The organism is Alicycliphilus sp. T452 (genome assembly GCF_054512775.1).
On the sequence record NZ_JBTNEH010000014.1, the window covers coordinates 64,516 to 91,251 of the forward strand.

General features: G+C 69.1%; 20 protein-coding genes. 4 read left to right on the plus strand and 16 right to left on the minus strand.

Annotation, left to right across the window (positions count from 1 at the left end; genetic code table 11):
• Positions 1 to 79 precede the first annotated feature (79 nt).
• A complete protein-coding gene (locus ACX12L_RS13655; RefSeq protein WP_459263090.1) occupies positions 80 to 2,146 on the plus strand; it encodes a molybdopterin-containing oxidoreductase family protein in 2,067 nt (688 codons plus the stop codon).
• 59 nt (positions 2,147 to 2,205) lie between these two features.
• Here the strand turns inward: ACX12L_RS13655 and ACX12L_RS13660 are convergent, their stop codons facing one another.
• Together ACX12L_RS13660 and ACX12L_RS13665 are read right to left on the minus strand one after the other, a co-directional pair.
• Positions 2,206 to 4,287 carry an O-linked N-acetylglucosamine transferase, SPINDLY family protein gene (locus ACX12L_RS13660; protein ID WP_459263091.1) on the minus strand — a complete coding sequence of 694 codons (2,082 nt, stop codon included), beginning with the start codon at positions 4,285 to 4,287 and terminating at the stop codon, positions 2,206 to 2,208.
• Positions 4,288 to 4,639: 352 nt separating this feature from the next.
• The gene (locus ACX12L_RS13665) at positions 4,640 to 5,629 is read right to left on the minus strand and encodes a fumarylacetoacetate hydrolase family protein (protein WP_459263092.1); all 990 of its coding nucleotides are present in this window, start codon (positions 5,627 to 5,629) and stop codon (positions 4,640 to 4,642) included.
• Between the two features lie 68 nt (positions 5,630 to 5,697).
• Between ACX12L_RS13665 and ACX12L_RS13670 the strand changes: the two genes are divergently transcribed.
• The 3 genes from ACX12L_RS13670 (at position 5,698) to ACX12L_RS13680 (ending at position 8,066) form a co-directional block, all read left to right on the plus strand.
• Positions 5,698 to 6,483 (plus strand): IclR family transcriptional regulator, encoded by a 786-nt coding sequence (locus ACX12L_RS13670; protein WP_459263093.1) that lies wholly within the window; start codon positions 5,698 to 5,700, stop codon positions 6,481 to 6,483.
• Positions 6,484 to 6,498: 15 nt separating this feature from the next.
• Positions 6,499 to 7,656 carry a DUF3108 domain-containing protein gene (locus ACX12L_RS13675; RefSeq protein ID WP_459263094.1) on the plus strand — a complete coding sequence of 386 codons (1,158 nt, stop codon included), beginning with the start codon at positions 6,499 to 6,501 and terminating at the stop codon, positions 7,654 to 7,656.
• A gap of 122 nt (positions 7,657 to 7,778) precedes the next feature.
• The gene (locus ACX12L_RS13680) at positions 7,779 to 8,066 is read left to right on the plus strand and encodes a BTH_I0359 family protein (RefSeq protein WP_459263095.1); all 288 of its coding nucleotides are present in this window, start codon (positions 7,779 to 7,781) and stop codon (positions 8,064 to 8,066) included.
• 209 nt (positions 8,067 to 8,275) lie between these two features.
• Here ACX12L_RS13680 and ACX12L_RS13685 read toward each other — a convergent pair whose 3' ends face one another.
• From ACX12L_RS13685 to ACX12L_RS13750, 14 genes are all read right to left on the minus strand, one after another.
• Complete coding sequence (locus tag ACX12L_RS13685; RefSeq protein WP_459263096.1) at positions 8,276 to 8,824, minus strand: hemerythrin domain-containing protein; 549 nt, start codon at positions 8,822 to 8,824, stop codon at positions 8,276 to 8,278.
• Positions 8,825 to 8,879: 55 nt separating this feature from the next.
• Entirely contained in the window at positions 8,880 to 9,299 is a 420-nt protein-coding gene (locus tag ACX12L_RS13690) for a ribonucleotide reductase subunit alpha (protein ID WP_459263097.1), read from the minus strand.
• Positions 9,300 to 9,319: 20 nt separating this feature from the next.
• On the minus strand, positions 9,320 to 9,976 hold the full coding sequence (locus ACX12L_RS13695; protein ID WP_459263098.1) for a nitroreductase family protein: 657 nt from the start codon (positions 9,974 to 9,976) through the stop codon (positions 9,320 to 9,322).
• A complete protein-coding gene (locus ACX12L_RS13700; RefSeq protein ID WP_459263099.1) occupies positions 9,976 to 10,653 on the minus strand; it encodes a carbonic anhydrase in 678 nt (225 codons plus the stop codon). Before ACX12L_RS13700 ends, ACX12L_RS13695 begins: the two co-directional genes overlap by 1 nt.
• 33 nt (positions 10,654 to 10,686) lie before the next feature.
• Positions 10,687 to 11,520 (minus strand): peptidylprolyl isomerase, encoded by an 834-nt coding sequence (locus tag ACX12L_RS13705; RefSeq protein WP_459263100.1) that lies wholly within the window; start codon positions 11,518 to 11,520, stop codon positions 10,687 to 10,689.
• Between the two features lie 122 nt (positions 11,521 to 11,642).
• A complete protein-coding gene (narI, locus tag ACX12L_RS13710; protein ID WP_459263101.1) occupies positions 11,643 to 12,371 on the minus strand; it encodes a respiratory nitrate reductase subunit gamma in 729 nt (242 codons plus the stop codon).
• The gene (narJ, locus tag ACX12L_RS13715) at positions 12,368 to 13,069 is read right to left on the minus strand and encodes a nitrate reductase molybdenum cofactor assembly chaperone (RefSeq protein WP_459263102.1); all 702 of its coding nucleotides are present in this window, start codon (positions 13,067 to 13,069) and stop codon (positions 12,368 to 12,370) included. The genes narI and narJ overlap by 4 nt, the downstream gene beginning before the upstream one ends.
• Positions 13,070 to 13,080: 11 nt before the next feature.
• Positions 13,081 to 14,604, minus strand: coding sequence for a nitrate reductase subunit beta (narH, locus tag ACX12L_RS13720; protein ID WP_459263103.1), 1,524 nt, complete (start codon positions 14,602 to 14,604; stop codon positions 13,081 to 13,083).
• 18 nt (positions 14,605 to 14,622) lie between these two features.
• Positions 14,623 to 18,417 carry a nitrate reductase subunit alpha gene (locus ACX12L_RS13725; protein ID WP_459263104.1) on the minus strand — a complete coding sequence of 1,265 codons (3,795 nt, stop codon included), beginning with the start codon at positions 18,415 to 18,417 and terminating at the stop codon, positions 14,623 to 14,625.
• Between the two features lie 36 nt (positions 18,418 to 18,453).
• Positions 18,454 to 19,905: an MFS transporter gene (locus ACX12L_RS13730; RefSeq protein ID WP_459263105.1), complete on the minus strand. Its 1,452-nt coding sequence runs from the start codon at positions 19,903 to 19,905 to the stop codon at positions 18,454 to 18,456.
• Positions 19,906 to 19,915: 10 nt separating this feature from the next.
• A complete protein-coding gene (locus tag ACX12L_RS13735) occupies positions 19,916 to 21,190 on the minus strand; it encodes an MFS transporter (RefSeq protein WP_459263106.1) in 1,275 nt (424 codons plus the stop codon).
• Between the two features lie 228 nt (positions 21,191 to 21,418).
• A complete protein-coding gene (locus tag ACX12L_RS13740; protein ID WP_459263107.1) occupies positions 21,419 to 22,093 on the minus strand; it encodes a response regulator in 675 nt (224 codons plus the stop codon).
• Positions 22,090 to 24,009: a type IV pili methyl-accepting chemotaxis transducer N-terminal domain-containing protein gene (locus ACX12L_RS13745; RefSeq protein WP_459263108.1), complete on the minus strand. Its 1,920-nt coding sequence runs from the start codon at positions 24,007 to 24,009 to the stop codon at positions 22,090 to 22,092. Before ACX12L_RS13745 ends, ACX12L_RS13740 begins: the two co-directional genes overlap by 4 nt.
• A gap of 161 nt (positions 24,010 to 24,170) precedes the next feature.
• Positions 24,171 to 26,606: an adenosylcobalamin-dependent ribonucleoside-diphosphate reductase gene (locus ACX12L_RS13750; protein ID WP_459263109.1), complete on the minus strand. Its 2,436-nt coding sequence runs from the start codon at positions 26,604 to 26,606 to the stop codon at positions 24,171 to 24,173.
• Between the last annotated feature and the right edge of the window lie 130 nt (positions 26,607 to 26,736).

Below are 26,736 nucleotides of genomic sequence, written 5' to 3' on the forward strand. Positions count from 1 at the left end.
GCCAAAGAAACCCCGCCGCTGGCCGGCGCCGCCGGTCCATGGTGAAATGGCCGGCCGCCACCGAATCAGGCCCCAGCCCATGACCATTGCATCGTCCAGCACCAGCGCCGCCACCCAGGTGCGCGGCGCCTGCCCGCATGACTGCCCCGACACCTGCGCCCTGCTGACCACCGTGGAAAACGGCCGCGCCGTGCGCGTGCAGGGCAACCCGGCGCACGCGCAGACGGGCGGCGTGCTGTGCGCCAAGGTATCGCGCTATGCCGAGCGCACGCACCACGCGGACCGCATCCTCACGCCCCTGAAGCGCACCGGCCCCAAGGGCAGCGGCCAATTCGCGCCCGTGCCGTGGGACGAGGCGCTGGACGACATCGCCCGGCGCCTGGGCGCGATCGCCGCGCGTGACGCGCAGGCCATCCTGCCCTACAGCTACGCGGGTACCATGGGCCTGGTGCAGGGCGAGAGCATGGACCGGCGCTTCTTCCACCGCCTGGGCGCGTCGCTGCTCCACCGCAGCATCTGCTCCACGGCGGGCGGCGAGGGGCTCGTCCACACGCTGGGCGGCAAGGTGGGCATGAAGGTGGAGTTCTTCGCCGAATCCAAGCTCATCCTCATCTGGGGCAGCAACTCCATCGGCAGCAACCTGCACTTCTGGCGCATCGCCCAGCAGGCCAAGCGGGACGGCGCGCGCCTGGTGTGCATAGACCCGCGCCGCACCGAGACCGCCGAGAAATGCCACGAGCACCTGCAGCTGCGCCCCGGCACCGACGCCGCGCTGGCCCTGGCGCTGATGCACGAGCTGATCGAAAACGACTGGCTGGACCACGACTACATCACCCGCCACACGCTCGGCTGGCCGCAGCTGCGCGAACGCGCGCTCACATTCCCGCCCGAGCGCGCAGCCGAGGTCTGCGGCCTCCCCGTGGAGCAGATCCGCCGCCTGGCGCGCGACTACGGGACGACGAAGCCCGCCGCCATCCGCCTGAACTACGGCGTGCAGCGCGTGCATGGCGGCGGCAACGCGGTGCGCGCCATTGCCTGCCTGCCGGCGCTCACGGGCGCGTGGCGCCAGCGCGCGGGCGGCGTGCTGCTGTCGAGCTCGGGCGCGTTTCCCGTGGACCGCGCGCGGCTGCAGCGCCCCGAGCTGCTGGCCGGCCGCGCGCCGCGCACCATCAACATGGTGACCATAGGCGACGACCTGCTGCGCGCAGCCTCGCCCGCCTTCGGTCCGAAGATCGAGGCCCTGGTGGTCTACAACAGCAACCCCGTGGCCGTGGCGCCCGACTCGCCCAAGGTGGCGCGGGGCTTCGCGCGCGAGGATCTGTTCACCGTGGTGCTGGAGCATTTCCAGACCGACACGGCCGACTACGCCGACTACATCCTGCCGGCCACCACGCAGCTCGAACACTGGGACGTGCACCCGGCCTACGGCCACACGGACGTGCTGCTCAACCGCCCGGCCATTGCGCCGCAGGGCCAGGCGCGCAGCAACGCGCGGATCTTCCGCGACCTGGCGGCGCGCATGGGCTTCGCCGAGCCCTGCTTCGCCGACACGGACGAGCAGCTGTGCCGCCAGGCCTATGGCGAGGCCGTGGACTTCCCACGGCTGCTCGCCGACGGCTTCGCCCCGCTGCCCGTGCCCGACGCCCCGTTTGCCGAAGGGGGCTTTCCCACGCCCTCGGGCCGCTGCGAGTTCTACAGCGAGCGCCTTGCCCGGCAGGGCCTGGACCCGCTGCCCGGCCACGTGCCCAACCACGAGGCGGCGGGCAGCGCGGCCGCCTACCCGCTGGCCATGATCTCGCCGCCGGCGCGCAACTTCCTCAACTCCACCTTCGTGAGCCTGCAAAGCCTGCGCGACATCGAGGGCCGCCCGCTGCTGGAGCTGCACCCCGACGACGCCGCCGCGCGCGGCATCGCCGACGGCGCCCTGGTGCGCGTGTTCAACGACCGCGGCAGCTACGAATGCCACGCCACGCTCAACGGGCGCGCGCGCGCCGGCGTGGTCAACGGCCTGGGCATCTGGTGGCGCAAGCTGGGGCATGGCGGCACCAACGTCAACGAGGTCACGAGCCAGCGCCTGACGGACATGGGCGCGGGGCCGACGTTCTACGACTGCGCGGTCCAGGTAGAGGCGCTGGTTGCGTCTTGACTATTAAAAATAGCAACCAGCGCTTACGTATAAAGCGCTGAGCGCTCTTTTCACTTCCATCAAACCTCGAACGCCTCGGGTGGCAAGCCTTGCACGGCGCGCGCATGCATGGCCACGTACGCGGCTTCGAGATCGCGCGCGAAGCGCCAGGCATCGAACAACGGCGACGCAGGTGCCTGCGCACGCAACCTGCTGCGCAGGGCATCCAGCTGTCCCGCATCGCGCGCCAGCGCAATGGCGCGCGCCTCGTACGCCTCCTGGGTCTCGGTCACGAGTTCAGGCAGCCCCACGGCATGCAGCAGGCTGGCGGCCACGCGGCTGGCAAAAGACTGGCCCGCGCAGGTCAGCACGGGCAGGCCCGCCCACAACGCATCGCTGGCGGTGGTGTGCGCGTTGCACGGCAGCGTATCGAGGAACAGATCGGCGAGACGATGCCGCGCCAGGTGCTCGTCCAGCGGCATGCGCGGCGCGAACACCAGCCGCTGAGGCGCAATGCCCCGGGCCTGGGCTTCGCGCAGCAGATTACGAGACACGGCAGGGTTGTCTTCGAGCAGCCACAGCACGCTGTCCTCGACCGCGTGCAGGATGCGCACCCAGCCGTCGAGCATCTGCGGCAGGATCTTGTAGTTGTTGTTGAAGCAGCAAAAGACGAAGCCCGCGGCAGGCAGGCCCAATGCCTCGCGGGTGAAGGCACGATCGGCGATGCGGCGTTTCGAGTCGTTGACCTGGTAGCTGTGGGGCAGGTAGACCACCTTCTCGCTGAAATGGCACCGCGCCTGCGGGGGCAGAACCACCTTGTCGGCGATGGCGTAGTCGATATAGTCCGCCCCGGTGGTGCCGGGGTAGCCCAGGTAGCTCACCTGCACCGGCGCGCAGCGATAGGAAAAAATGCCGAAGCGCGTGTCCTGGGTGAAGCCTTTGAGATCGACTGCGATGTCGATGCCCAGCTCGCGCGAAAGACGGGCGACCGCTTCGTCGCTGCGGTCGCGCACGTCGAGGAAATGGTCAAAGGCCTGGCGCACGCGCGCGTGCATGGCGTCTTGCGAATCCGGGCCGAAGGAGAAGGCGAACAGCTCGAAGCACTCGCGGTCGTGCAACTCGAACAGTTCCGCCATCAGTATGGCCGTGGCGTGGTGGTGGAAGTCCGCCGAGTAATAGCCCACGCGTATCCTGCCGCCGTCCACACGCGGTGCGACCGGGCCCAGCAACGGGTTTTCCGGGTAGTCCACCGCCACGAAATTGCGCGCTGCCTGCAACTGCAGCGCCGGGTCATCGCACAGCACCGCGACGGAGAACGGTGAAACGCCCGGCTGCCGCTGCGCCACTGCCTGCCCGATGCGGTCGATGCCGGCACCGATGTTGTGCCATTCGCAGACGGCGGTCTTGGCACCCAGGACGTCGGTCAGCAAGCCCGGCTGCCCAGGGTTGCAACGCCAGGCCCGCTGGAATTCCTGCAGCGCTTCTTCATGGCGCCTGGAATCCCTGAACAGCGTCCCCATGAGCTGCCGCGACTGGGCCTGGTCGGGGTTGAGCCGGATGGCCTGGTCGAGGTCTGTGAATGCCTGCGCATGTTCCTTGCGCTGCAGGCGCGCATTGCCGCGGTTGACGAGCGCATCGGCATACTGCGGCTGCAGCGCCAGGGCCTGGTCGAAGCTGGCGATGGCCTCCAGCAGGTGCCGGGACTTCAGCAGCGCATTGCCCCGGTTGTTATGCGCCTGCGCCAGTCGCGGCTCCAGCGCAAGCACCCGATCCATGCAGGCCACGGCTTCGCCATACGCCTTGCGGCGCAGGTGCAGGCAACCCAGGTTGAACTGGGCCTGCACGTGGCCGGGCTCGATGCGCAGCACCTGCCGGTAGCTGTCCATTGCCTCCTGCTCCCGGCCCATGCCTTCGAGCACGGTAGCCCGGTTGTAGTGCGCCAGCGCCAGCCCGGGCGCCAGGGCGATCGCACGCTCGAAAGCAGCCAGCGCCTCGGCCTTGTGCCCCAGACGCAGCAGCGCATTGCCACGGTTGAAATGCGGGTCCAGATAATCGGCCTGCAGCGCGATGGCGCGGTCGTAGGCCTTGATGGCGTCCGCTGCCCGGTTGGCCTGCAGCCATGTGTTGCCTTGCGCGTTGCACGCCTGTGCGTCGTCGGGCAATGCAGGCTCCGGCGGCTGCATGGTGGGCACGCGAAACGATACGCCAGCGGAAGGGAAGCCGGATGCCGGCACCACGGGGCTCTGGAAACGGATACTGAAATTCGGCTTTTTTGAGTCTGTCACGATGCTCGGATGCTCTGGGTCGGAGAAAGGGCCTCCCGCACGGACGGCAAGGACACTGGGAACTCGCGCCGATGCACAAGCAGCGGAGGCCGCAGTCTAGCGCCGTTCGGCCCCATGGCCACGTAGCGCGTGGTGCGTACAACGCCGCCATGGGACCCATCCAACGTATCCTGCACAGCTCGCCAGCCCGATCCTGCGGTATGCCCGCGCCTACCACGCCATTCCTGTTTCAACCCTCGCTCAGCGGAACGACCTGCTGGTCGATCGCGCCGAACAGGCTCTGCCCGTCCCGGCCCTTCATCTCGATGCGGATGGTGTCGCCGTACTGCATGAACTCCGTGCTGGGCTGCCCGTCCTGGATGGTCTCGATGCAGCGCTTCTCCGCAATGCAGCTGTAGCCCCGGGTCCAGTCCTTGTTGCTCACCGTGCCGCTGCCCACGATGGAGCCGGCACGCACGTTGCGCGTTTTGGCGATGTGGGCGATGAGCTGGCCGAAATGGAAGGTCATCTCCGGTCCCGCGTCGCACATGCCGACCTTGCGGCCATTCCAGGTGGACTGCAGCGTGAGGTGCACGCGCCCGCCCTGCCAGGCGTCGCCCAGCTCGTCCGGCGTCACGGCCACGGGGCTGAACGCGGTGGCGGGCTTGGACTGGAAGAAGCCGAAGCCCTTGGCCAGCTCGGCCGGGATCAGGTTGCGCAGGCTCACGTCGTTGGCCAGCATCACCAGGCGTATGCCGTCGAGCGCCTGCTCAGGCTCCGCGCCCATCTTCACGTCGCCCGTGATGACGGCGATCTCGGCCTCGAAGTCGATGCCCATGGCCTCGCTGGGCACCACCACGTCGTCGCAAGGGCCGATGAAGTCGTCGCTGCCGCCCTGGTACATGAGCGGATCGGTGTAGAAGCTGGCAGGAACCTCGGCGTTGCGCGCTTTTCGCACCAGCTCCACGTGGTTGATGTAGGCCGACCCGTCCGCCCACTGGTAGGCGCGCGGCAGCGGCGCCATGCACTGGCGCGGGTCGAACGGGAAGGCGTGGCGCGCGCGGCCCGCGTTGAGCTGCTCGTACAGGTCCTGCAGCTGGGGCGCCATGAAGTTCCAGTCGTCCAGCACCTGCTGCAGGCGGCTGGCGATGCCGGTCGCATAATGGGCCGTGCCTAAGTCGCGCGCGACCACCACGAGCTGGCCGTCGCGTGATCCGTCCTTGTAGGTGGCGAGTTTCATGGGCTGTCCGTCCGTGGATTACGATTCGGTAAATTGATTCAACTAAACGAAAAGCGATTCTAGTGCAGATGGACAAGGAACGTGCGGGCATCCAGTCGGTCGAGGTGGGCTTCGCGCTGCTGGACGCCCTGGCATGCGCGCAGGGCGCACTCATGCTCAAGGACCTGGCCGCCGCCGCCGGCATGAGCGCCGCCAAGGCCCACCGCTACCTGGTGAGCTTCCAGCGCCTGGGCCTGGTCGCGCAGGACGCGCGCACCTCCCGCTACGACCTCGGCCCGGCGGCACTTAAGTTAGGGCTTGCTTCTCTGGCGCACCTCGACGCCATGCGCCTGGCGCGCGAACGCATGCCCGCGCTCATGGAGCAGATAGGCCACACGCTGGCGCTGGCCGTGTGGGGCAACCATGGCCCGACCATCGTGCACTGGGAGGAAGCTCCCCGCGCCGTCACGGCCAATCTGCGCCTGGGCGACGTGATGCCGCTGCTGGGCTCCGCCACCGGCCGCTGCTTTGCCGCCTGGCTGCCGCGCGCGAAAACCGCCGCGCTGCTCGCGGGCGAGCTGCAGCAGGCCGCACGCCAGGGCCGCAGCGACCTGCCGCGCGACGAGGCCGGCGTGGATGCGCTGCTGCGCGAGGTGCGCGAACGCCGCTGCGCCCGCGTGGCGGACACGCTGCTGCCGGGCATACACGCCTTGTGCGCCCCCGTGTTCGACGCCGGCGGCCACCTGGCCCTGGCCATCACCACGCTGGGCCCGGTGGCCACCTTCGACTCCAGCTGGGGCGGCGCCATCGACCGGCCCCTGCGCGCCGCGGCCGAGCAACTCTCGCGCGACCTGGGGCACAACCCCGCGCGCTGACGCCCGCCAGCCCCCATGCCGCGCCGCGCCCTGCTGCTGCTCACCGCCCTGGTGCTGGCCCTGCATTGGCTGGTGCTGGCGGACCTGCCGCTGGGTGGCTCGGGCCCGGGTATGCCTCGGAGCATGAGCTTTCACACGCGCATGGTGGAGCCGCCGCCGCCCGAGCCAGAGCCCGAGGCCGCCCCCGCGCCACCGCCACCGGCCGCCCCGCGCACCGTGCGCCGACCCAGGCCCAGGCCGGCGCCGCCGGCCCCCGAGGCACCCGAGCCGATGCCGGCGGCCCCCATGCCCCCTCCGGCGGACGATCCCGTGGCCGAAACCGCCCCCCCGCCGGCCGAGGAAGCCCCGGCCGGCGCCGAGACCGGCTCCTTGCCCGAGCCTCCCGATGCGGCGGCATCGGCAGCGTCCGGGCCGGCCCCGGCGGCCAGCGCCGCCACCGCGCCGCAAGAGCCGCCCGCCGAGAGCGCCGGCGTGGAAATCCGCCCGCCCGGTGCCACCGGCGCCGGCGCCAGCACCGAGCCGCCGCCCGTGCGCCTGCCGCCGTCCACGCGGCTGGCGTTCGACGTGGCCGGCGAGGTCAAGCGGTTCCACTACCGCGCCAGCGCCGAGCTGGCGTGGCGCCAGGACGGTGCGCGCTACGAGGCGCGCCAGCAGATCAAGGCCTTTTTGCTCGGCTCGCGCTCGCAAAGCAGCGTGGGGCAGATCACGCCCCGGGGCCTGCGGCCCGAGCGCTTCGGCGACAAGTCCCGCAGCGAGCAGGCCGCGCATTTCGACTTCGAGCGGCACGAGGTGGTCTTCAGCGCCAACACCCCGCGCGCCACCATCGGCGAGGGCGCACAGGACCGCCTGAGCGTGTTCATCCAGCTCGGCGCCATGCTGGCTGCCGCACCCGAGCGCTACCCGCCGGGCACGCAGATCACGCTGACCACCGTGGGCGCGCGCAACGCCGACCGCTGGACCTTCACCGTGGACGGCCCCGAGACCCTGGACCTGCCCGCAGGCAGCACGCCGGCCCTGAAGCTGCAGCGCCTGCCGCGCGAGGGCCAGCGCTACGACCAGAAGGCCGAGCTGTGGCTGGGCACGGCATTGGGCTATCTGCCGGTGCGCATACGCCTGAGCCAAAGCAACGGCGACTTCGTCGACCTGCTGCTCTCCGGCCACGAAGCGCCCTGAGCCGAACGCGCAGGCGCCCGGTTTTCGTGAAATACTGTCCCGCAGCAACACCCCGGCGGCGGGGGCTTGAACTCCCGCCTCGCGTTGCCATCTGACAGGCATACCTACAGGGGGACCACGCCATGCAAATGCTCTACGACTCCGATTCCTTTGTGGTTGTCCACATGCTGCCGGATGCCGACCGCAGTGGCGCCACGGACGACACCCCTCGGCCGCCCCAGCTGGTGCGCCACGGCTTCGAGATCGTGGACAAGCGCTCGGGCAAGGAGGTCTACCTGGACGGCTCCTGGGCCGAGCTGTTCCAGCAGCAGATCCTGGCCTGGCAGCGCAATACCCCCACCCAGGAAGAGGTGGAGGACACGCTGGACGGCTACATCGGACTGGCGCAGAATCCCGTCGTAGTGCATTGAGAGTTCCAGGGGCTTCGGCCCCTTCGCGGCCCACCCCCGGTAGGCCGCCGCCCCGCGAGGGGCACAGCGCGCCGTGGCCACCCGCCACGGCGCCTTCGTTTGGGGGCGCCCGTTCCTGCAAGCTTCCCGCCCGGGCAGCAGAAATACAAGAGGAATACGCCGTAGACGCTTTCCCCTGAAGCGCTGGAAGCTATGTTTTCAGTAGCGCCTCAACGCACGCCGCGGCGCACCGCCATCTCCCGGCCCATGGTCTGCTGGGCATCCATGTCCAGCAGCGCGCGCGCCGCCGGGTAGATGCTGTCGTCCTCGTGGCGCAGGTGGTCGGCGTAGCAGGCCTCGAAGCGGTCGAGCGCGGCCTCGTGTGCGGGCGCGAAGGCCTGCAGCGCGCCCTGGGCGAGCCGCTCCAGGGGCTGGCGCGCCTCGGCCCAGCATTCGGCCATGCGCACGTGGTCGCCCTGCAGCTGGCGCACCAGGGCCGCAAGGCGCCCGTCGCCGCCCGCCGCCAGCAGCGGCGGGAAGACATGCAGTTCCTCGTCCTCGTGGTGCAGCGGCGCCGCGATGTCGAAGTAGCGCAGCACGTCGCGCGCGGCCTGGCGCGCGGAGTCGTCGCAGCCCTTGTCGTGCAGGTAGGCGCGCAGGCGCTCCAGCAGGTCGAGCGAACGGCGCACGCGGTCGTGGCAGGCGTCGAGCATGGCGAAGGGCTCGTCGAAGCCTGCGCCCGGCGTATGCATGCCGGGCAGGGAAACTCGGGTAGTCATGGGAGGAAAGCCTTCTCGCGCCACTCTTGCGCGGCCCGCAAGAATAGCCCTCGATTCAACCCAGCCGTACGGGTTGCCCCTCCCGGTTGAAGGGCAGGTAGGCGCTGAAGGCGCCGGTCTTGACGGCCTCCACCATGCGGCGCAGCACGCGGTCGGCGTCCTCGTCCGAGGGCGCCTTGCCCGGCGTGCCCGACAGGGCGGCGGTGAACACCAGGCGCCAGGGCTGGCCCGGGTTCTCGAACTGCCGGGATTCGTGCAGCAGTGCATCGAAGGAGTCGAGCTCCTCGGGCAGCTTGTCCACGCACATCAGCGGCACCAGCACGCCGCCCTCACCCTGCGCGAAGCGCTCGCGCTGCGCGGGCGTGGCGTCGTCGGGCAGCTCGGAGCCCGCGAACACGAACAGCAGCCGCTGGCGCTCGCGGTGCGCGCGCGCGGCGCGCAGCAGGTCGTCGAAACTGTTGATCTCGGTCTTCACGCTAGGGTCCTTCCTCGTCATCACTCCCAGGGCTGCACGCCCCGGCCGGGCACCAGGGTGCCCACATACTGCGCCGGCACGGGGCGCGCGCGCACGGGTTTGCGCGACAGCACCGTGCCCACGCTGACAAAACACAGGGCGCGCTCGCCGTCCCGGAGCGCGAACAGCGCGCGCAGCGCCTGCGACTGCAGCGCCTTGCCGCTGGTGAGCGCCGAGCCGAAGCCCAGGGCCGTGGCCGTGAGCAGCAGGTTCTGCACCGCGCAGCCGGCAGACACCAGGCGCTCGGCGGGCACGATGTCGGGGTCGCCCCCCAGTTCATCGGCCACCAGGAGCAGCAGCAACGGGGCGCGATGGGCCTTCTCGCGCGCCTGCTCCTGCTGCGCGGGCGTGGCTGCGGGGTCGCGCTCGCGCAGCGCCCGGGCAAACACCTCGGCCAAGGCCGCGCGCGCGTCCCGGGGCACGAGCACGAAGCGCCAGGGCAGCAGGCAGCCATGGTCCGGCGCATGGGCCGCGGCGGCCAGGATGGCCCGCAGCTGCGCGGCATCCGGCCCAGGCGCGCCCAGGCGCTTGGGCAGGATGGTCTGGCGCGCCTGCAGCAGCGCGGCGGCCCAATCGGCCGGGGCCGCGGGGGCCGCCGTCATCGGCTCCCACATGTTTTCTTCAACGCGGCCCGCCATCAGTCCACCAGAACCTGTCCGTCATGTTCCACGTACGGCGGGTAGGGGCCGGTGCCGCTCGATTGCGCCTTCGACGCGGCGACGAAGCCGCCGTTCTGCACGTCGAACACATGGACCTCGCCCTCCTCGATCACGTAGTGCCAGCCGTGCAGCGTGATGCGCCCATCCTGCACGCGGCGGCGCACCATGGGGTAGTCCATGAGGCGTTCGAGCTGCAGCACCACGGCGCGCTCCTCGGTGCGGCGCAAGGCCTCGGGGCCGGGCTGCACCGGCAGCACGGCCTCGCGGCCCAGGTCGAGCCAGCGCTGCAGGTTCTGCGCCTCGGGCGAGACTTCTTCATACAAGGCCTTGATGGCCCCGCAGTGGCTGTGGCCGCAGACCACGATGCGGCTCACGTCGAGGTTGAGCACGGCGAACTCGATGGCCGCGGCCGTGCCGTGGTGGCCGTACGAGCCGTCGTACGGCGGCACGAAGGCGCCCACGTTGCGCACCAGGAACAGCTCGCCCGGGCCGGCGCCCGTGAGCAGGTAGGGCACGAGGCGCGAGTCCGAGCAGCCGATGAACAGCGTCGTCGGGTGCTGTCCCTGGTCCACGAGGGTCTGGAACCGCTCCCGGTACTGGGGAAAGTCGTCCAGGTGAAAGCGGCGCAGCCGCTGCAGCAGCTCGTCGTCAGGCATGCGAAGGGCTTTCCTCGGCGTTCGTGCAATGGCCTATTGCACCAGGGGCGTGTCGGCCGCGTCGAGATCGACGCCCTCGACGTCGGCAGCGCCCGCCAGCAGCTGCAGGTACTGGCGCAGCGCGTTGACCCATGCCTGCTGGCGCAGCAGCAGGGCCACGGAGGCCTGCACTTCTTCAAACGCCAGGGGCCGGCCGGCCTCGCGCTCGCACACCTCGACCACATGCAGGCCGAAGCGGCTGTGCACCAGGCGCGAGAGCACGCCGACCTCGGCCTTGCCGAAGACGTCGCGCGCGAATTCGGGCGCGCAGTCGGCCTGGGTGAGCCAGCCCAGATCGCCGCCCTGCTGGCCGCTGGGGCAGTTGGACCATTGGCGCGCGGCCTCGGCAAAGCGCGCGCCGCCATCGTCGGCGCAGCGCAGGTCCAGCAGCACGGTCTCGGCGCGCTGGCGCAGCAGCTTCACATCCACGCCCGGGGTCACGGCGAACAGCACGTGGCGCAGGCGCAGGCGTTCGCCCGCGCCGCCCAGCGTGGGGTGGGCGGCGTGGTAGCGGCGGCAGGCCTCCTCGGTGGGTTCGGGCACCTGCAGCACGCGCTCAAGCAGCTGCTCGATGGCCTGCGTGGCCGCGAGGCTGGTGGCGCCGTCCAGGCCGGGCGCGTCGTCCTGCGCGAGCAGCCCCTCGCGCTGCGCCTGCTGGCGCAGCAGCTCGGTGCAGGCGCGCTGGCGCAGCAGCTCGGCGGGCAGCTGCTCGCCGGGCGCGTGCAGGGCGATGCCGTTGATGCGGGCGGCGGGGGTGTCCACGGCGGGGGCGGCGCTATCGCTGGCGCCGCAGCCGCAGGCGTGCGATCCGCAGGTGGTGGTGGTCATGGGCTTTTCCTGGGTAATGGTGGAACGGCGGCAGGCCTGCGGTGCGTCCCCCGCCAAGCGGGAGGATTTGAAGCAAGACAGGCCTCCAGCCCTTGTGTATCAAGCGCTGGCAGCTCCGTTTTTCAGAGCGAACGGCGCGGCTGGTTCTGCCCGGCCGGCACATTCAGGCGCCGCGCGCGCACCAGCTGGTAGGGGCGCAGCACATAGGCCAGCGTGCCGAAGCCGCTCCAGATGTGCACCAGGCGCGTGAACGGGAAGATCAGGAACACCGTCATGCCCAGGAACATGTGGGCCTTGAAGATCCAGCCCGCCGGGGCCAGCAGCTCCACCGCGCCGGAGCGGAAGGTGACGATGCGCTGTCCCCATTCGGCCAGCAGCATCATCATCGAACCGTCCAGGTGCTGGGCCGACAGCGGAATGGTGGCCAGACCCAGCGCCAGCTGCACCCAGAAGATCCACAGCAGCGCGATGTCGCTGGCCTTGCTGGTGGCGCGGATGCGCGCGTCCGTCAGGCGCCGGTGCAGCAGCAGCGTGACGCCGATGAAGGCCAGCAGGCCGGCCGTGCCGCCCGAGACCATGGCCAGCAGCTGCTTGTGGCCTGCGCTGATGAAGGGCTCGTAGAGCATGTGCGGCGTGAGCATGCCGACGAAGTGGCCGAAGAACAGGAACAGCACGCCGATGTGGAACAGGTTGCTGGCCCAGCGCAGGCTGCCGGTGCGCAGGAGCTGCGAGGAGTCGCTCTTCCACGTGTACTGGTCGCGGTCGAAGCGGATCCAGCTGCCGATGAAGAACACGGCCAGGCAGACGTAGGGGTACAGGCCGAACAGGAAGTGGTCGATCCAGGCGGTCATGGCGAGACTCCTTGGGAAGAAGAGGTGGAGCGCGCATTGCGCACGAAATGCAGGGGTTGGGGCTGGCCGGGACGGTTCTGCCCGCGCGTGGCGCAGCCGTCGAAGGCCTCGGGCTCGGCCCAGGTCTCGTCGAGCCCGGGCTCGGGCGCGATGGCCACGGCCTGGGCCTTCTCGCCGGCGGCCTCGAGCACGGCGGCGACCACGCTAGCGTAGGGGCTGGCCTTGGCCTGCAGCGCGGTGAACAGCGCGTTCAGGATGTGCGCCATCTCGGCCAGGAACTCGCGCGCCACCTGCCCGGGCTGGGTCGATGCGAACTCCAGCACCACGCCGAGGTGGTCGGGCAGCTCCTGCGCATCCAGGTACAGGCCGGCCTTTTCGTAGGTCTGCGTCAGGTCGATCAGCGCCGGGCCGCGCTCGCGCGAGTCGCCGTGGATGTGCTCGAACAGGTGCAGCGATGTCTGGCGGCCGCGGTCGAAGGTGTCGACATAGCGCTCCTCGGCCTCGTACGGGTCCATCGCGCAGATCTGCTGCACCAGGGCCTGCAGCTCGGCCACGCGGGCCACGGGCAGGGCCTGCTCGGCCTGCAGCGCGTCGATCAGCGTGGGCATCTGCGCACGCAGATCGGCGTCGGGATAGGCCAGCAGGCGCGCCAGCGCGCGCAGCGTCAGGCGCATGCTCTCGGGGGTTTTCTTGAACATCTGCGTGCTCCTCAGACGACGGCCTTGATGGGAATGGTGCGCGGCTTCTTGCCGCCGAAGATGCTGACGTCGGTGGCGCCGTCGGAGCAGCCGTTGCCGAACGAGAAGCCGCAGCCGCCGCGCACGTCGAAGGCGTTCTCGGCGTATTCGCGGTGCGTGGAGGGGATCACGAAGCGGTCTTCGTAGTTGGCGATGGCCATGACCTGGTACATGTCCTGCACGTCGTGCGCCGTCAGGCCCGCCTGCTGGAGCACGGCCATGTTCTGCACCTTGTCCACGTGCAGGCCACGCTGGTAGGCGCGCATGGCCAGCATGCGCTCGAGCGCGCGCACCACGGGGCCGGTGTCGCCCGCGGTGAGCAGGTTGGCCAGGTACTGCACGGGGATGCGCAGCGCGGACACGTCGGGAATCTCGCCGTTCACGCCCAGGTGGCCGGCGTTGGCCGCCGAGGTGATGGGCGAGAGCGGCGGCACGTACCAGACCATGGGCAGCGTGCGGTACTCGGGGTGCAGCGGCAGGGCGATCTTCCAGTCCACGGCCATCTTGTAGACCGGGCTGTTCTTGGCCGCTTCCAGCCAGTTGTCGGCAATGCCGTCGAGCCGGGCCTGGCGGATCACCTCGGGATCATGGGGGTCGAGGAAGATGTCGAGCTGCGCCTGGTACAGGTCGCGGTCGCGCTCCACGCTGGCGGCCTCCTGGATGCGGTCGGCGTCGTACAGCAGCACGCCGAGGTAGCGGATGCGGCCCACGCAGGTCTCGGAGCACACCGTGGGCTGGCCCGCCTCGATGCGCGGGTAGCAGAAGATGCACTTCTCGGCCTTGCCGGTCTGCCAGTTGTAGTAGATCTTCTTGTACGGGCAGCCCGAGACGCACATGCGCCAGCCGCGGCACTTGTCCTGGTCGATGAGCACGATGCCGTCTTCCTCGCGCTTGTAGATCGAGCCCGAGGGGCACGATGCCACGCACGCCGGGTTCAGGCAGTGCTCGCACAGGCGCGGCAGGTACATCATGAAGGTGTTCTCGAACTGGCCGTACATGTCCTTCTGCACCTGCTCGAAGTTCACGTCGGCGCTGCGCTTGGAAAACTCGCCGCCCAGGATTTCCTCCCAGTTCGGGCCCCACTCGATCTTCTCCATGCGCTGGCCCGTGATCAGGCTGCGCGGGCGCGCGGTGGGCGTGGCCTTCATTTCCGGCGCCGACTGCAGGTGGTCGTAGTCGAAGGTGAAGGGCTCGTAGTAGTCGTCGATCTGCGGCAGGTTGGGGTTGGCGAAGATGCGCATGAGCAGCTTCCACTTGCCCCCCTGGCGCGGCGCGATGGAGCCGTCGGCATGGCGCGTCCAGCCGCCGTTCCACTTGTCCTGGTTCTCCCATTCCTTGGGGTAGCCGATGCCGGGCTTGGTCTCGACGTTGTTGAACCAGGCGTACTCCATGCCAGACCTGCTGGTCCACACGTTCTTGCAGGTGACCGAGCAGGTGTGGCAGCCGATGCACTTGTCCAGGTTCAGCACCATGCCGATTTGCGCGCGTATTTTCATCGTGTCTCTCCTTCTTTGTCAGGCATGGGCGCTGGCCGTGGTGCTGCCCGCTTCCTCGTCCATCCAGTCGATGCGGCGCATCTTGCGCACCAGCACGAACTCGTCGCGGTTGGTGCCGATGGTGCCGTAGTAGTTGAAGCCGTAGCTGTACTGCGCGTAGCCGCCGATCATGTGCGTGGGCTTGAGCACGATGCGCGTGACGGAGTTGTGGATGCCGCCGCGCGTGCCCGTGATTTCCGAGCCCGGGGTGTTGATGATCTTTTCCTGCGCGTGGTACATGAGCACCATGCCGGGGTTCACGCGCTGGCTCACCACCGCGCGCGCGGCGATGGCGCCGTTGGCATTGAACAGCTCCACCCAGTCGTTGTCCACGATGCCGCCGCGCCTGGCGTCGTCCTCGCTGAGCCAGATCACCGGGCCGCCGCGGTTGAGCGTGAGCATGTGCAGGTTGTCGCTGTACGTGCTGTGGATGCCCCACTTCTGGTGCGGCGTGATGAAGTTCAGCGCGATCTCGGGGTTGCCGTTGGGCTTCTTGCCCTCGACCTCGTGCAGCGTCTTCAAGTGCACGGGCGGACGGTAGCTGACGAAGCCCTCGCCGAAGTCGCGCATCCAGGGGTGGTCCTGGTAGAACTGCTGGCGGCCCGTGAGGGTGCGCCATGGGATCAACTCGTGCACGTTGGTGTAGCCGGCGTTGTAGCTGACCTTCTCGCTCTCCAGGCCCGACCAGGTGGGCGAGGAGATGATCTTGCGCGGCTGTGCCTGGATGTCGCGGAAGCGGATCTTCTCGTCCTCGCGGTGCAGCGCCAGGTGCACGTGGTCGCGCCCGGTCTGCTTGGACAGCGCCTTCCAGGCCTTGCAGGCCACGTGGCCGTTGGTCTCGGGCGCGAGCATCATCACCACCTCGGTGGCGTCGATGTCGCTGACGATGCGCGGGCGGCCCTGCGTCACGCCTTCCTCGCGCACGCGCCCGTTCAGGTCGCCCAGCTGCGCCACCTCGGTCTCGGTGTTCCAGGCAATGCCCTTGCCGCCGTTGCCCACCTTGTCCATCAACGGCCCCAGGGCCGTGAAGCGCTTGTAGGTGTTGGGGTAGTCGCGCTCGACCACGGTGATCGTGGGCGCGGTCACGCCCGGGATCAGGTCGATCTCGCCATTCTTCCAGTCCTTGACGCCGTAGGGCTGCGCCAGCTCGGCGGGCGTGTCGTGCATGATGGGCGTGAGCACCACTTCCTTCTCCACGCCCAGGTGGCCCTTGCACACCTCGCTGAAGGCCTTGGCGAAGCCCTTGTAGATTTCCCAGTCGCTGCGGGCCTGCCAGGCCGGGTCCACGGCCGCCGACAGCGGGTGGATGAAGGGGTGCATGTCACTGGTGTTGAGGTCGTTCTTCTCGTACCAGGTGGCCGTGGGCAGCACGATGTCCGAGTACAGGCAGGTGGTGCTCATGCGGAAGTCCAGCGTGACCAGCAGGTCCAGCTTGCCTTCGGGCGCGTTGGCGTGCCACCTGACCTCCTGCGGCTTGGCCTCCTGCGGCCCCAGGTCCTTGCCCTGCACGCCGTTGGTGGTGCCCAGCAGGTGCTTGAGGAAGTACTCGTGTCCCTTGCCAGAGGAACCCAGGATGTTGGAGCGCCACACGAACATGTTGCGCGGCCAGTTCAGCGGGTTGTCGGGGTCTTCGCAGCTCAGCGTGAGCGAGCCGTCCTTGAGCGACTGCACCACGTAGTCCTTGGGGTCCATGCCCTTGGCCTGCGCGTCCTTGACGACCTGCAGCGGGTTGGTCTGCAGCTGCGGCGCGCTCGGCAGCCAGCCCATGCGCTCGGAGCGCACGTTGAAGTCGATCATGCTGCCCTGGTAGCCGCTCTTGTCGGCCAGCGGCGAGAGCACTTCCTCGACGCCCAGCTTCTCGTAGCGCCACTGGTCGGTGTGGGCGTAGAAGAAGCTCGTGGAGTTCTGCTGGCGCGGCGGGCGGATCCAGTCCAGCGCGAAGGCCAGCGCCGTCCAGCCGGTCTGCGGGCGCAGCTTTTCCTGGCCCACGTAGTGCGACCAGCCACCGCCCGACTGGCCGATGCAGCCGCACATCATCAGCATGTTGATGATGCCGCGGTAGTTCATGTCGCAGTGGTACCAGTGGTTCATGGCCGCGCCGATGATGACCATGCTCTTGCCATGCGTCTTGTCGGCGTTGTCGGCGAACTGGCGCGCCACGGCGATCACCTGGTCGCGCGGCACGCCGGTGATGCTCTCCTGCCATGCCGGGGTGTAGGGGGCGTTGGCGTCGTAGCCGCCGTCCTGCCCCTCGCCGGGCAGTCCGCGCAGCACGCCGTAGCTGGCCACCTGCAGGTCGAACACCGTGGCCACGGCCACGCGGCCCTGCACGCCCTCGCCGTCCAAGTCGAGGTGGGTGATGGGCACGCGGCGCACCAGCACGTCGCCGCCCTGGTCGTTGGCGTTGAAGTTGGGCGTGTCGATGCCGCCGAAGTAGGGGAAGGCCACGTCGGCGACCTCATGCGCCTGGGCGCCGTCCTCCAGCACCGAGAGCTTGAGCTTGACGTCGTTGCCGCCCTGGGCCTCCTTGGCCTCCAGGTTCCACAGCCCCTGGTCGGGGCGGCCTTCCTTGCCCCAGCGAAAGCCGATGGAGCCGTTGGGCAGGGCCACCTTGCCATCCACGTCGTAGGCGACGGTCTTCCAGTCCGGGTGGTTGGCCTGGCCGAGCTGGCCGGCGAAGTCGCTGGCGCGCACGTAGCGGTCGGGCACCATGGCGGTGCGGCCGTCGGGCAGCTGTTTCTCCTTCAGCACCACCAGCAGCGGCAGGTCGGTGTAGCGGCGCGCGTAGTCGTCGAAGTAGGCCGAGCGCTTGTCGAAATAGAACTCTTTCAGGATCACGTGGCCCATGGCCATGGCCACGGCCGCGTCCGTGCCCTGCTTGGGGTGCAGCCACAGGTCGGCGAGCTTGGCGACCTCGGAGTAGTCGGGCGTGACGGAGACGATCTTGGCCCCCTTGTAGCGCACCTCGGTGAAGAAGTGCGCATCGGGCGTGCGCGTCTGCGGCACGTTGGAGCCCCAGGCGATGATGTAGTTGGAGTTGTACCAGTCGGCGCTCTCGGGCACGTCGGTCTGCTCGCCCCACACCTGCGGGCTGGACGGCGGCAGGTCGCAGTACCAGTCGTAGAAGCTCATGGGCACGCCGCCGATGAGGTTCAGGTAGCGGCTGCCCGCGGCATACGAGATCATCGACATGGCCGGGATGGGCGAGAAGCCGATGATGCGGTCCGGCCCGTGCTGCTTGATGGTGTAGACGTTGGCCGCCGCGATCATCTGGTTGACCTCGTCCCAGGTGCTGCGCACGAAGCCGCCCAGGCCGCGCTGCTTCTGCCACTCGCGGCGCGCCTCGTCGTTCTGCACGATGGCGGCCCAGGCATCGACCGGGCTCTTGGCCACGGCCAGCGCCGCGCGCCAGTGCTTGAGCAGGCGGCCGCGCACCATGGGGTATTTCACGCGGTTGGCGCTGTACAGGTACCAGCTGTAGCTGGCGCCGCGCGCGCAGCCGCGCGGCTCGTGGTTGGGCAGGTCGGGGCGCGTGCGCGGGTAGTCGGTCTGCTGGGTTTCCCAGGTGACGATGCCGCCCTTGACGTAGATCTTCCACGAGCACGAGCCCGTGCAGTTCACGCCGTGGGTGGAGCGCACGATCTTGTCGTGCGCCCAGCGGTCGCGGTAGGCGTCTTCCCAGGTACGGTCTTCGCCGTTGGTCTGGCCGTGGCCCTGCGAGAAGGTTTCGCGCGGCTGCGCGAAATACGAGAGACGGTCGAGGAAATGGCTCATCGTGAGGCTCCTTGAAAATCGTTGTAGTAATGCGGCTCAGCAGGGCATCTCGGCGTTCTTGCGCGCGTAGTACCACCAGGTGACGACCACGCACAGCACATAGAACACGGCGAACATCCACAGCGCGAACTCCGGACCGCCCGTGGCGGCGATGGAGCTGCCGTAGCTCTTGGGAATGAAAAAGCCCCCGTAGGCGCCGAGAGCGCCCGCGAAGCCGACGGCGGCGGCACCCTCGGTGTTGCCTTCCTTGATGGCCTGCGCCTGGGCGGCCTCGCCGTCGCCGTCGCGCAGCAGGCGCAGCTTCTGGTTCAGGAAGATCACGGGGATCATGCGGAAGGTCGATCCGTTGCCGATGCCGGTGGTGAGGAACAGCAGCAGGAACATCACGAAGAAGCCCGTGAAGCTGCCCTCGGCCGGGCCGAAGGGCATGATGAAGCCGCCCGTGCCCTTGGGCAGGAAAAACAGCACGCCGAGCACGGCCAGGGCCATGACGATGAAGTTCCAGAAGGTGACGGCACCGCCGCCCACCTTGTCGGCCAGCCAGCCGCCGAAGGGCCGGACCACGGCGCCCACCAGCGGCCCCAGCCATGCGTAGGCCAGCGGGTTGACGCTGGGGAACTGGCTCTTGATGAGCAGCGGAAAGCCGGCCGCGAAGCCGATGAACGAGCCGAACGTGCCCAGGTACAGCAGGCACATGACCCAGTTGTGCTTGGCACGGAAGATCGCGGCCTGCGCGGCGAAGCTGGCCTTGGCGTCGGCGATGTCGTTCATGCCGAACCACGCGGCGATCGACGCGATGGCGATCCACGGCACCCAGATGAAGGCCGCGTTCTGCGCCCACACCTGCGTGTGCTCGCCGTTCTTCACGATGGTCTGCGCGTCGCCGCCGAAGATGCCGAAGATGCCGGCCGTGATGACCAGGGGGCTGAGGAACTGCACCACCGACACGCCCAGGTTGCCCAGGCCGGCGTTCACGCCCAGGGCCGAGCCCTTGCGCTCCTTCGGGAAGAAGAAGCTGATGTTGGCCATGCTGGAGCTGAAGTTGCCCCCGCCCAGGCCGCACAGCAGGGCCAGCACCAGCATGGTGGGGTAGCCCGTGGTGTTGTCCTGCACCGCGTAGCCGATGCCGATGGCCGGAATCAAGAGCGAGGCCGTGGACAGCGCCGTCCAGCGCCGCCCGCCGAACACCGGCACCATGAAGGAATAGAAGATGCGCAGCGTGGCGCCCGACAGCGCCGGCGCGGCGGCCAGCCAGAACAGCTGGTTGGTGGAGTACTTGAAGCCCAGGGCCGGCAGGTTCACGGCGACCACGCTCCAGACCTGCCAGATGGCGAAGGCCAGGAACAGCGCGGGCACCGAGATCCACAGGTTGAGCTTGGCGACGGCCTCGCCCTCGCGCTCCCAGAACTGCTTGTCCTCGGGCGTCCAGAGCGTGAGCAGCCGGCCCTGGCGGCCACTGCCGGCATGCGATGCGGTGGAAGATGACATGGTGTGCCTTTCAGGCCGCGTGCTGCGGCGCCATTACGTCGGTGCGGCGCACCTCGGTGAAATACATCCAGATGAGGGAAACCCAGACCACGCCGTACATCAGCATGAAGGCGCTGGAGCGGATGCCCGTCCAGTCCATGAGCACGCCGAACATGATGGGCAGGATGAAACCGCCCATGCCGCCCGCCAGGCCCACGATGCCGCTGATCGTGCCGATGTTGCCGGGATAGTCGTCGCTGATGTACTTGAAGACGCTCGCCTTGCCGAAGGCCATGGCGATGCCGAGCAGGAACATCAGCGCGGTGAACACGTAGACGTTCAGGCCGAGATGGAAGGTCTTGGGGCCGTCCACGGTGGAGATGGTGAAGTCCGTCTGCGGGTACGACAGCAGGAACAGGCAGATCCAGCACACCCACATCACCCACCAGGTCACGCTGTGCGCGCCGTGCTTGTCCGAGAGCACGCCGCCGATGGCGCGCAGCACGCCGCCGGGCAGCGAGAAGCAGGCGGCGAGCAGCGCCGCCACGCGGATGTCCAGGCCGTACTCGCCCACGTAGTACTGCACCATCCACAGCGACAGCGCCACGTAGCCGCCGAACACGATGCTGTAGTACTGGCAGTACTTGAGCACCTTGGGGTCCTTCAGCGCCTTGAGCTGGTCGGTGAACTTGACGTTGCTGGACACCAGGTGCGCCGGGTCGCTGTAGGAAAAGAACCAGAACAGCACCAGCGTGCCCAGCATGATGGCCGCATAGACGTGCGGCACGGCCTGCCAGCCGAAGGCCACCAGGATGACCGGCGCGACGAACTTGTTCACGGCCGCGCCCGAGTTGCCGGCGCCGTACACGCCCATGGCCATGCCCTGGCGGTTCTTGGGGAACCAGCGCGCCACATAGGGCGTGCCCACGGAGAACGAGCCGCCGGCCAGGCCCACGAACAGGCCGATCACGAGGAAATGCCAGTATTCGGTGGCATAGCCCATCATCCAGATGGCCGGAACGGTGGCGGCCATGAGCATGGCCATCACGATGCGCCCGCCGTAGCGGTCGGTCCAGATGCCCAGCGGCACGCGCACCAGCGAGCCCGTGAGCACGGGCATGGCCGTGAGCAGGCCGAACTGGGTGGAGTTGAGATTCAGCATCTTCTTGACCGGGATGCCGATGACACCGAACATCATCCAGACCATGAAGCAGACGGTGAAGGCCAGGGTGCTCACGATGAGCACCGACCAGGCCTGGCGGTTGCGGCGGGAGTCCTGTGCCGCAGATTGCGACGCTGTTGACATGTACGAGTCCTCTCTTGGTGTATGGCATGGATGTTCGCGCAGCACCAAGGGTTTTCCCATACCTCCGAGGAGGGCGTGGACGGGTGCAAAAGAACGATGGCGCCCGGCGCCGCCCTACTCCGAAAGAACTATTCCCTTTTGCAGGGTTTGAAGAAAAACGGCCGGAATCGCTTGTCCATCAAGCGCTGGGAGCTATCAAAACAGAAAAGTCAGAGCCCCATGCACGGGCTATTCGGCGCGCTGCCGGTCCGAGGCGTAGACCGCCGCCTGCACGCGCGAGGTCAGGCCCAGCTTGCGCAGGATGTGCTGCACGTGGATCTTCACGGTGGTCTCGGCGATGTCGAGCGTGCGCGCGATTTCCTTGTTGCTCGCGCCGCGGGCGATCTCGCGCAGCACCTCCTGCTCGCGCGGCGACAGCTGCGGGGCCGGGTCCTCCGGGGGCGCGGGCTCCGGCTCGGGTTCGGGCGCCCCCTGGGACTGGAAGGCCGCCACCAGCTTGCCCATCATCTCGGGGCTGACCACGGGCTCGCCGCGCGCGGCGCGGCGTATGGCCTGGGCCAGCAGATCGCCGTCGATGGTCTTGAGCAGATAGCCCTGCGCGCCGTGGCGCAGCGCCGTGGCCAGGTCCGCGCCGTCCTCGCTCACGGTGAGCATGAGCACGCGGCTGCCCCGCGAGACCTCGCGCAGCCCGGCGATGGCGTCCACGCCGCGCACGCCGGGCAGGTGGTTGTCCAGCAGGATCACGTCGGGACGCAGCTGCGGCAGCAGGCGCAGGGCCTCGGCGGCGTCGCCCGCCTCGCCCACCACGCGCAGGTCGCCGTACTGCGACAGCAGGGCCACGAGCCCGCGGCGCAGCAGCGTGTGGTCGTCGATCAGGAACAGCGTGATGGGGGTGGCGGTCATGCGGCAGCGATGAAGGGAGTGGGCGCGGCAGGCAGCGGGCGGTCATCCACGCCCACCGCGGGCAGCTCGACGGTCACGCAGGTGCCGCCGCCGCCCGCTCGGGATTCGAGCCGCAGGCGGGCGCCGATGCGCTGGGCGCGCTCGCGCATGATGCCCAGGCCCACGTGCAGCGAATCGGGCGGAACCGCCTCGGGATCGAAGCCGGCGCCATCGTCCTGCACCTCGAAGCGCCAGCACGGGTGGCGCTGCACGCGCAGCTGCACATGGCGCGCGCCGGCGTGCTTGCGCACGTTGGACAGCGCCTCCTGCACGATGTGCAGCACCTGGATCTGCACGTCGGGTGCCAGCGGCAGGCCCTGGCCGGCCATGTCCAGGGTGGTGCCCACGCCGGTCTGGTGCTCGAACTTGGAGAGCGTGGCGCGCAGCGCCTCCTCGATGTCCTCGTCCTGCGTGCGCGTGCGAAAGTGCACCAGCAGCTCGCGCACGTCGGCATAGCACTCGCGCACGCCCGCGTCGAGCTCGGCCATGCTGCGGTCGCGGCCCTCGGTATTGTCCTTGGCCACGGCGTCGCGCAGCAGCTGGGTCTGGATCTTGAGAAAGGCCAGCGACTGGGCGATCGAGTCGTGCAGCTCGCGCGCGATCAGGCTGCGCTCCTCGGCCACGGCGGCCTCGCGCTCCAGCGCCGTGGCGCGCAGCCCCTCCATGGAGCTGGCCAGGTGCCGCGCCATGGTGGACAGCAGTTCGCGCATGTCCGGCGACAGCTCCATCGCCGTGCGGTAGAGCAGCGTCACCTCGCCCAGCAGCCGGTGGTGCAGCTGCACGGGAATGCTGACCACGGTCTCGTAGCCCGCCTCGCGGCAGTGCGGCAGCTGCAGCCTTCCGGCCGGGACGATGGGTATCACGCGCATGTGCGCCTGCGCCTGCGCCTGGCCGCACTCGCAGGCACCCGTGTTCAGGCAATGCTCCTGCTCGGCCAGGGACTGCGGCAGGCCGTCGGCGGCCAGCAGCACGTAGCGCTGGTTGGCCTCGTCCGACCAGCGCAGGGCGGCGGCATCGCTGCCGGAGACGCTGCGGATCTGCTGCACGAAGCCCTGGGCCAGCCCCTCCAGGCTGCTGGCCTCGGCCGCCAGCGCGCTCACGGCATACAGCGCGGACAGGCGCTGGTTGTGCACCTCGATGCTGGCGGTCTTCTCGCGCACCTTGCGTTCCAGGCCCTCGTGCGAGGCCTGCAGGGCATGGGCCATGAGGTTGAAGCCGGCCGCCAGCTGGCCGAACTCGTCGTCCGTTTCCACCTCCATGCGCGTGCCCAGGTCGCCCTGGCGCACACGGCCAAGCGCCTGCTGCAGCCGCGTCACGGGATTGAGCACCAGCAGATAGCTCAGCGCCATGAAGGTCACGGCGGAACCAATGGCCAGGGCCACGAGGAACAGGTGGAACAGGTGCAGCACCGCGGTCCAGCGCATGATGCGCACCTCGATGGCCTGCACGAAGCCGTCGATCTCGCTCACGAAGGCATCGCCGCGCGCCACCGCGGCGGCGCCATTTTCCGTGGGCAGGATCAGCCTCCATTCCTGCTGCAGGACAAGCCATTGCGAGCGGATATGTTCGTATTGCGTGCGGGTTTCGTCGTTCCAGGGCACGAACAGGGGGCGCGCGGGGTCGCCCGCGCGCAGCAGCTCCAGCCCGTCGTTGAAGCGCTGCTCCAGCCGGGCGAACTCCTGGGGCGATTCGTTCTGCTGCGCCAGGATCATGCGCAGCATGTTCATGCGCAGGCGGCCGGCCTCATTGACGGCCGCGGCGCCGCCCTCGAGCTGCCAGGTCACCCACAGCGTGAAGCCGATGGAGGCCAGGGCCACGAGCAGGAACACCGTGCCCATGGCCAGCAGCTTGGTCGACAGCGTGGGCTTCTTGCGCATGGGTGCAGTTTAGGCGCATGGCCGCGAGGCGGCTTGACGTTCATCAAGCCCGATCCACCGCCACGACAGCCTGGATCAGGCTTTAACGCTTGTCCAGAAAGCGCCTCTTGCCATCATTTGAATAGCAACCGATGGTTTGCCGCCCGAGAGCCCGGGAACGTTCAGCCGCAGCTGCCCAGCGCGCCGCACTGGGTGCAGTAGTCGCAGCCGTCCTTGCGGATCACGGCGTGGGCGCCGCATTCCTGGCATTTCTTGCCGGCCATGGCGGGCGGCATGCCGGTGGGCATGTCGGGCTCGTCCAGCGGCAGCACCTGCTGCTGCGGCGCCTCGGCGCGGCGCGCCAGGATGTTCTGCACTGCATAGGCGATGGCCGCCACCTCGGAGTCGTGCCACAGCGGCACCTGGGCGCCATCGGCGCGCTGGTAGGTGCCCAGGCGCACGGGGCCGCGGTCCCAGGCCACCTTGCGCATGTCGGACAGCGCGCGCTCCAGGAAGCCGCCGCGCGCGGCCAGCGACAGCAGGCGCATGCTGGAGGTGATCCACTGCTGCGACTCGCTGCTCTGGCCCACGGGCATGAAGAACTCGATGGCGCGGTCCACCGTGCCGCCATGCCCGTCGGGCACGGGCAGGAAGGAGACGATGAGGTACAGGCGCTTCTGGCCTTCCTGCGTCCAATACTCGATCTTCTCGGCCACTGCCGACAGGCCGCCCTTGGGCCGGCTTTCGATCACGATGCGCATCGGGTCGACGGGCTGGGCCGGCTCGGGCGCGGGCTCGCCCTTGGCGGGCTTGGCCTCGGCGGCCGGCACCTCCAGCACGGCGCCCAGGATGCTGTTGGGGCGGTAGGTGGCCAGTCCCTTCAGGCCCGAGTGCCAGGCCTGCATGTACAGGCCCTTGAAGTCGGCGTAGGGGTAGTCCTCGGGCACGTTGACGGTCTTGGAGATGGCCGTGTCCACGTAGGGCTGCACGGCCTCCATCATGGCCACGTGGTCGGCGGCCGCCATGTCCATGGCGCTCACGAAGTACGCGGGCAGCTTGCCCACGTCGCCGCCCAGCGTCTTGTACAGGCGCCAGGCGTAGTCCTCGACCACGTACTCGCTCTTGCTGCCGTCGGCCTCGCGCTTCCTGCGCGTGTAGGTCCAGGAAAACGGCGGCTCGATGCCGTTGGAGGCGTTGTCGGCGAAGGCCAGGCTCACCGTGCCCGTGGGCGCGATGGACAGCAGGTGGCTGTTGCGGATGCCGTGCTTCCTGATGGCCTTCTGGATGTCCTCGGGCAGGCGGCTCGCGAAGGTGCCCTTGGCCAGGTAGCCGTCGGCCTTGAACCTGGGGAAGGCGCCCTTTTCCTTGGCCAGCTCGACGGAGGCGCGGTAGGCGGCGTTGCGCATGCGCTCGGCGATGTGCACCGCCATGTCGCGCCCGTCCTGGCGGTCGTAGCGCTTGCACAGCATGGCCAGGGTGTTGCCCATGCCGGTGAAGCCCACGCCGATGCGGCGCTTGGCGGCAGCCTCGGCCTGCTGCTGGGACAGCGGCCAGAAGGTGACGTCGAGCACGTTGTCGAGCGCGCGCACCTGGGTGGCGACGGCCTGCTCGAACGCGTCGAAGTCGAACGCCGCCTCGCCATGCAGGCCGAAGGGGTTGCGCACGAAGCGCGTGAGGATGATGGGCCCCAGGTCGCAGCAGCCATAGGGCGGCAGCGGCTGCTCGCCGCAGGGGTTGGTGGCCTGGATGGTCTCGGTGTAGCGCAGGTTGTTGTCGGTGTTGATCTGGTCCAGGAACAGGATGCCCGGCTCGGCGAAGTCGTAGGCCGACTTCATGATGGTGTCCCACAGCGTGCGCGCGCGCAGCGTGCGGTAGACCCACTGGCCGTCGGCGCGCTGGTGCGCGCCGTCCTTGACCAGCTCGGCGCCAGGGGCCGCGGCGTGCACCAGCTCCCATTCGCCGTCCTGCTCCACGGCCTGCATGAAGGCGTCGGGCACGCCCACCGAGACGTTGAAGTTGTTCCAGCGCCCGGGCGTGCGCTTGGCGGTGATGAAGTCCAGCACGTCCGGGTGGTCGATGCGCAGCACGCCCATCTGCGCGCCGCGGCGCGCGCCCGCGCTCTCCACGGTGGAGCAGGACTGGTCGAACACGTTGATGTAGCTGCACGGCCCCGAGGCCATGGACGCCGTGCCCTTGACCATGGCGCCGCGCGGGCGGATGCGCGAGAAGTCGTAGCCCACGCCGCCGCCGCGGCGCATGGTCTCGGCGGCCTCGCGCAGGGCCTCGTAGATGCCGGGGTAGCCGGCGTCGTCCACGCCCTGGATGCAGTCGCCCACGGGCTGCACGAAGCAGTTGATGAGCGTGGCCTGGATGTCGGTGCCGGCGGCGCTCATGATGCGCCCCGCGCCGATGGCACCGGCGCGCAGGTTGTCCATGAAGCGCGCCTGCATGGCCTCGCGGATGTCCTCGCGCTCCACCGAGGCCAGGGCCCTGGCCACGCGGCGGAACAGGTCCTCGACATCGCTCTCGCCGTCCTTGAAGTATTTCTCCTTCAGCACATCCATGCTGATGGGCTGGGTGGACAGGCTGGGGGCGAGGTCGGTGGTTTCACGTTGCATGGAGGGGCTCCGAAAGGGGTCTGACGGGCACGCCGCGACCCGGGCGCGGCGGCAATCCCCGTTTGTACACCGGCCGGAGCCCCCCCGCCCCGAACCCGTATCAAGACCCTGCGCCGACGACCCGCGGCAT

Excerpts from the sequence above, each read along its gene's own strand:
- ACX12L_RS13655 (WP_459263090.1), top strand. The coding sequence starts at position 80 with ATGACCATTGCATCGTCCAGCACCAGCGCCGCCACCCAGGTGCGCGGC.
- ACX12L_RS13665 (WP_459263092.1), bottom strand. The coding sequence starts at position 5,629 with ATGAAACTCGCCACCTACAAGGACGGATCACGCGACGGCCAGCTCGTG.
- ACX12L_RS13670 (WP_459263093.1), top strand. The coding sequence starts at position 5,698 with ATGGACAAGGAACGTGCGGGCATCCAGTCGGTCGAGGTGGGCTTCGCG.
- ACX12L_RS13675 (WP_459263094.1), top strand. The coding sequence starts at position 6,499 with ATGCCGCGCCGCGCCCTGCTGCTGCTCACCGCCCTGGTGCTGGCCCTG.
- ACX12L_RS13680 (WP_459263095.1), top strand. The coding sequence starts at position 7,779 with ATGCAAATGCTCTACGACTCCGATTCCTTTGTGGTTGTCCACATGCTG.
- ACX12L_RS13685 (WP_459263096.1), bottom strand. The coding sequence starts at position 8,824 with ATGACTACCCGAGTTTCCCTGCCCGGCATGCATACGCCGGGCGCAGGC.
- ACX12L_RS13695 (WP_459263098.1), bottom strand. The coding sequence starts at position 9,976 with ATGGCGGGCCGCGTTGAAGAAAACATGTGGGAGCCGATGACGGCGGCC.
- ACX12L_RS13700 (WP_459263099.1), bottom strand. The coding sequence starts at position 10,653 with ATGCCTGACGACGAGCTGCTGCAGCGGCTGCGCCGCTTTCACCTGGAC.
- ACX12L_RS13705 (WP_459263100.1), bottom strand. The coding sequence starts at position 11,520 with ATGACCACCACCACCTGCGGATCGCACGCCTGCGGCTGCGGCGCCAGC.
- narI (WP_459263101.1), bottom strand. The coding sequence starts at position 12,371 with ATGACCGCCTGGATCGACCACTTCCTGTTCGGCCTGTACCCCTACGTC.
- narJ (WP_459263102.1), bottom strand. The coding sequence starts at position 13,069 with ATGTTCAAGAAAACCCCCGAGAGCATGCGCCTGACGCTGCGCGCGCTG.
- narH (WP_459263103.1), bottom strand. The coding sequence starts at position 14,604 with ATGAAAATACGCGCGCAAATCGGCATGGTGCTGAACCTGGACAAGTGC.
- ACX12L_RS13725 (WP_459263104.1), bottom strand. The coding sequence starts at position 18,417 with ATGAGCCATTTCCTCGACCGTCTCTCGTATTTCGCGCAGCCGCGCGAA.
- ACX12L_RS13730 (WP_459263105.1), bottom strand. The coding sequence starts at position 19,905 with ATGTCATCTTCCACCGCATCGCATGCCGGCAGTGGCCGCCAGGGCCGG.
- ACX12L_RS13735 (WP_459263106.1), bottom strand. The coding sequence starts at position 21,190 with ATGTCAACAGCGTCGCAATCTGCGGCACAGGACTCCCGCCGCAACCGC.
- ACX12L_RS13740 (WP_459263107.1), bottom strand. The coding sequence starts at position 22,093 with ATGACCGCCACCCCCATCACGCTGTTCCTGATCGACGACCACACGCTG.
- ACX12L_RS13745 (WP_459263108.1), bottom strand. The coding sequence starts at position 24,009 with ATGCGCAAGAAGCCCACGCTGTCGACCAAGCTGCTGGCCATGGGCACG.
- ACX12L_RS13750 (WP_459263109.1), bottom strand. The coding sequence starts at position 26,606 with ATGCAACGTGAAACCACCGACCTCGCCCCCAGCCTGTCCACCCAGCCC.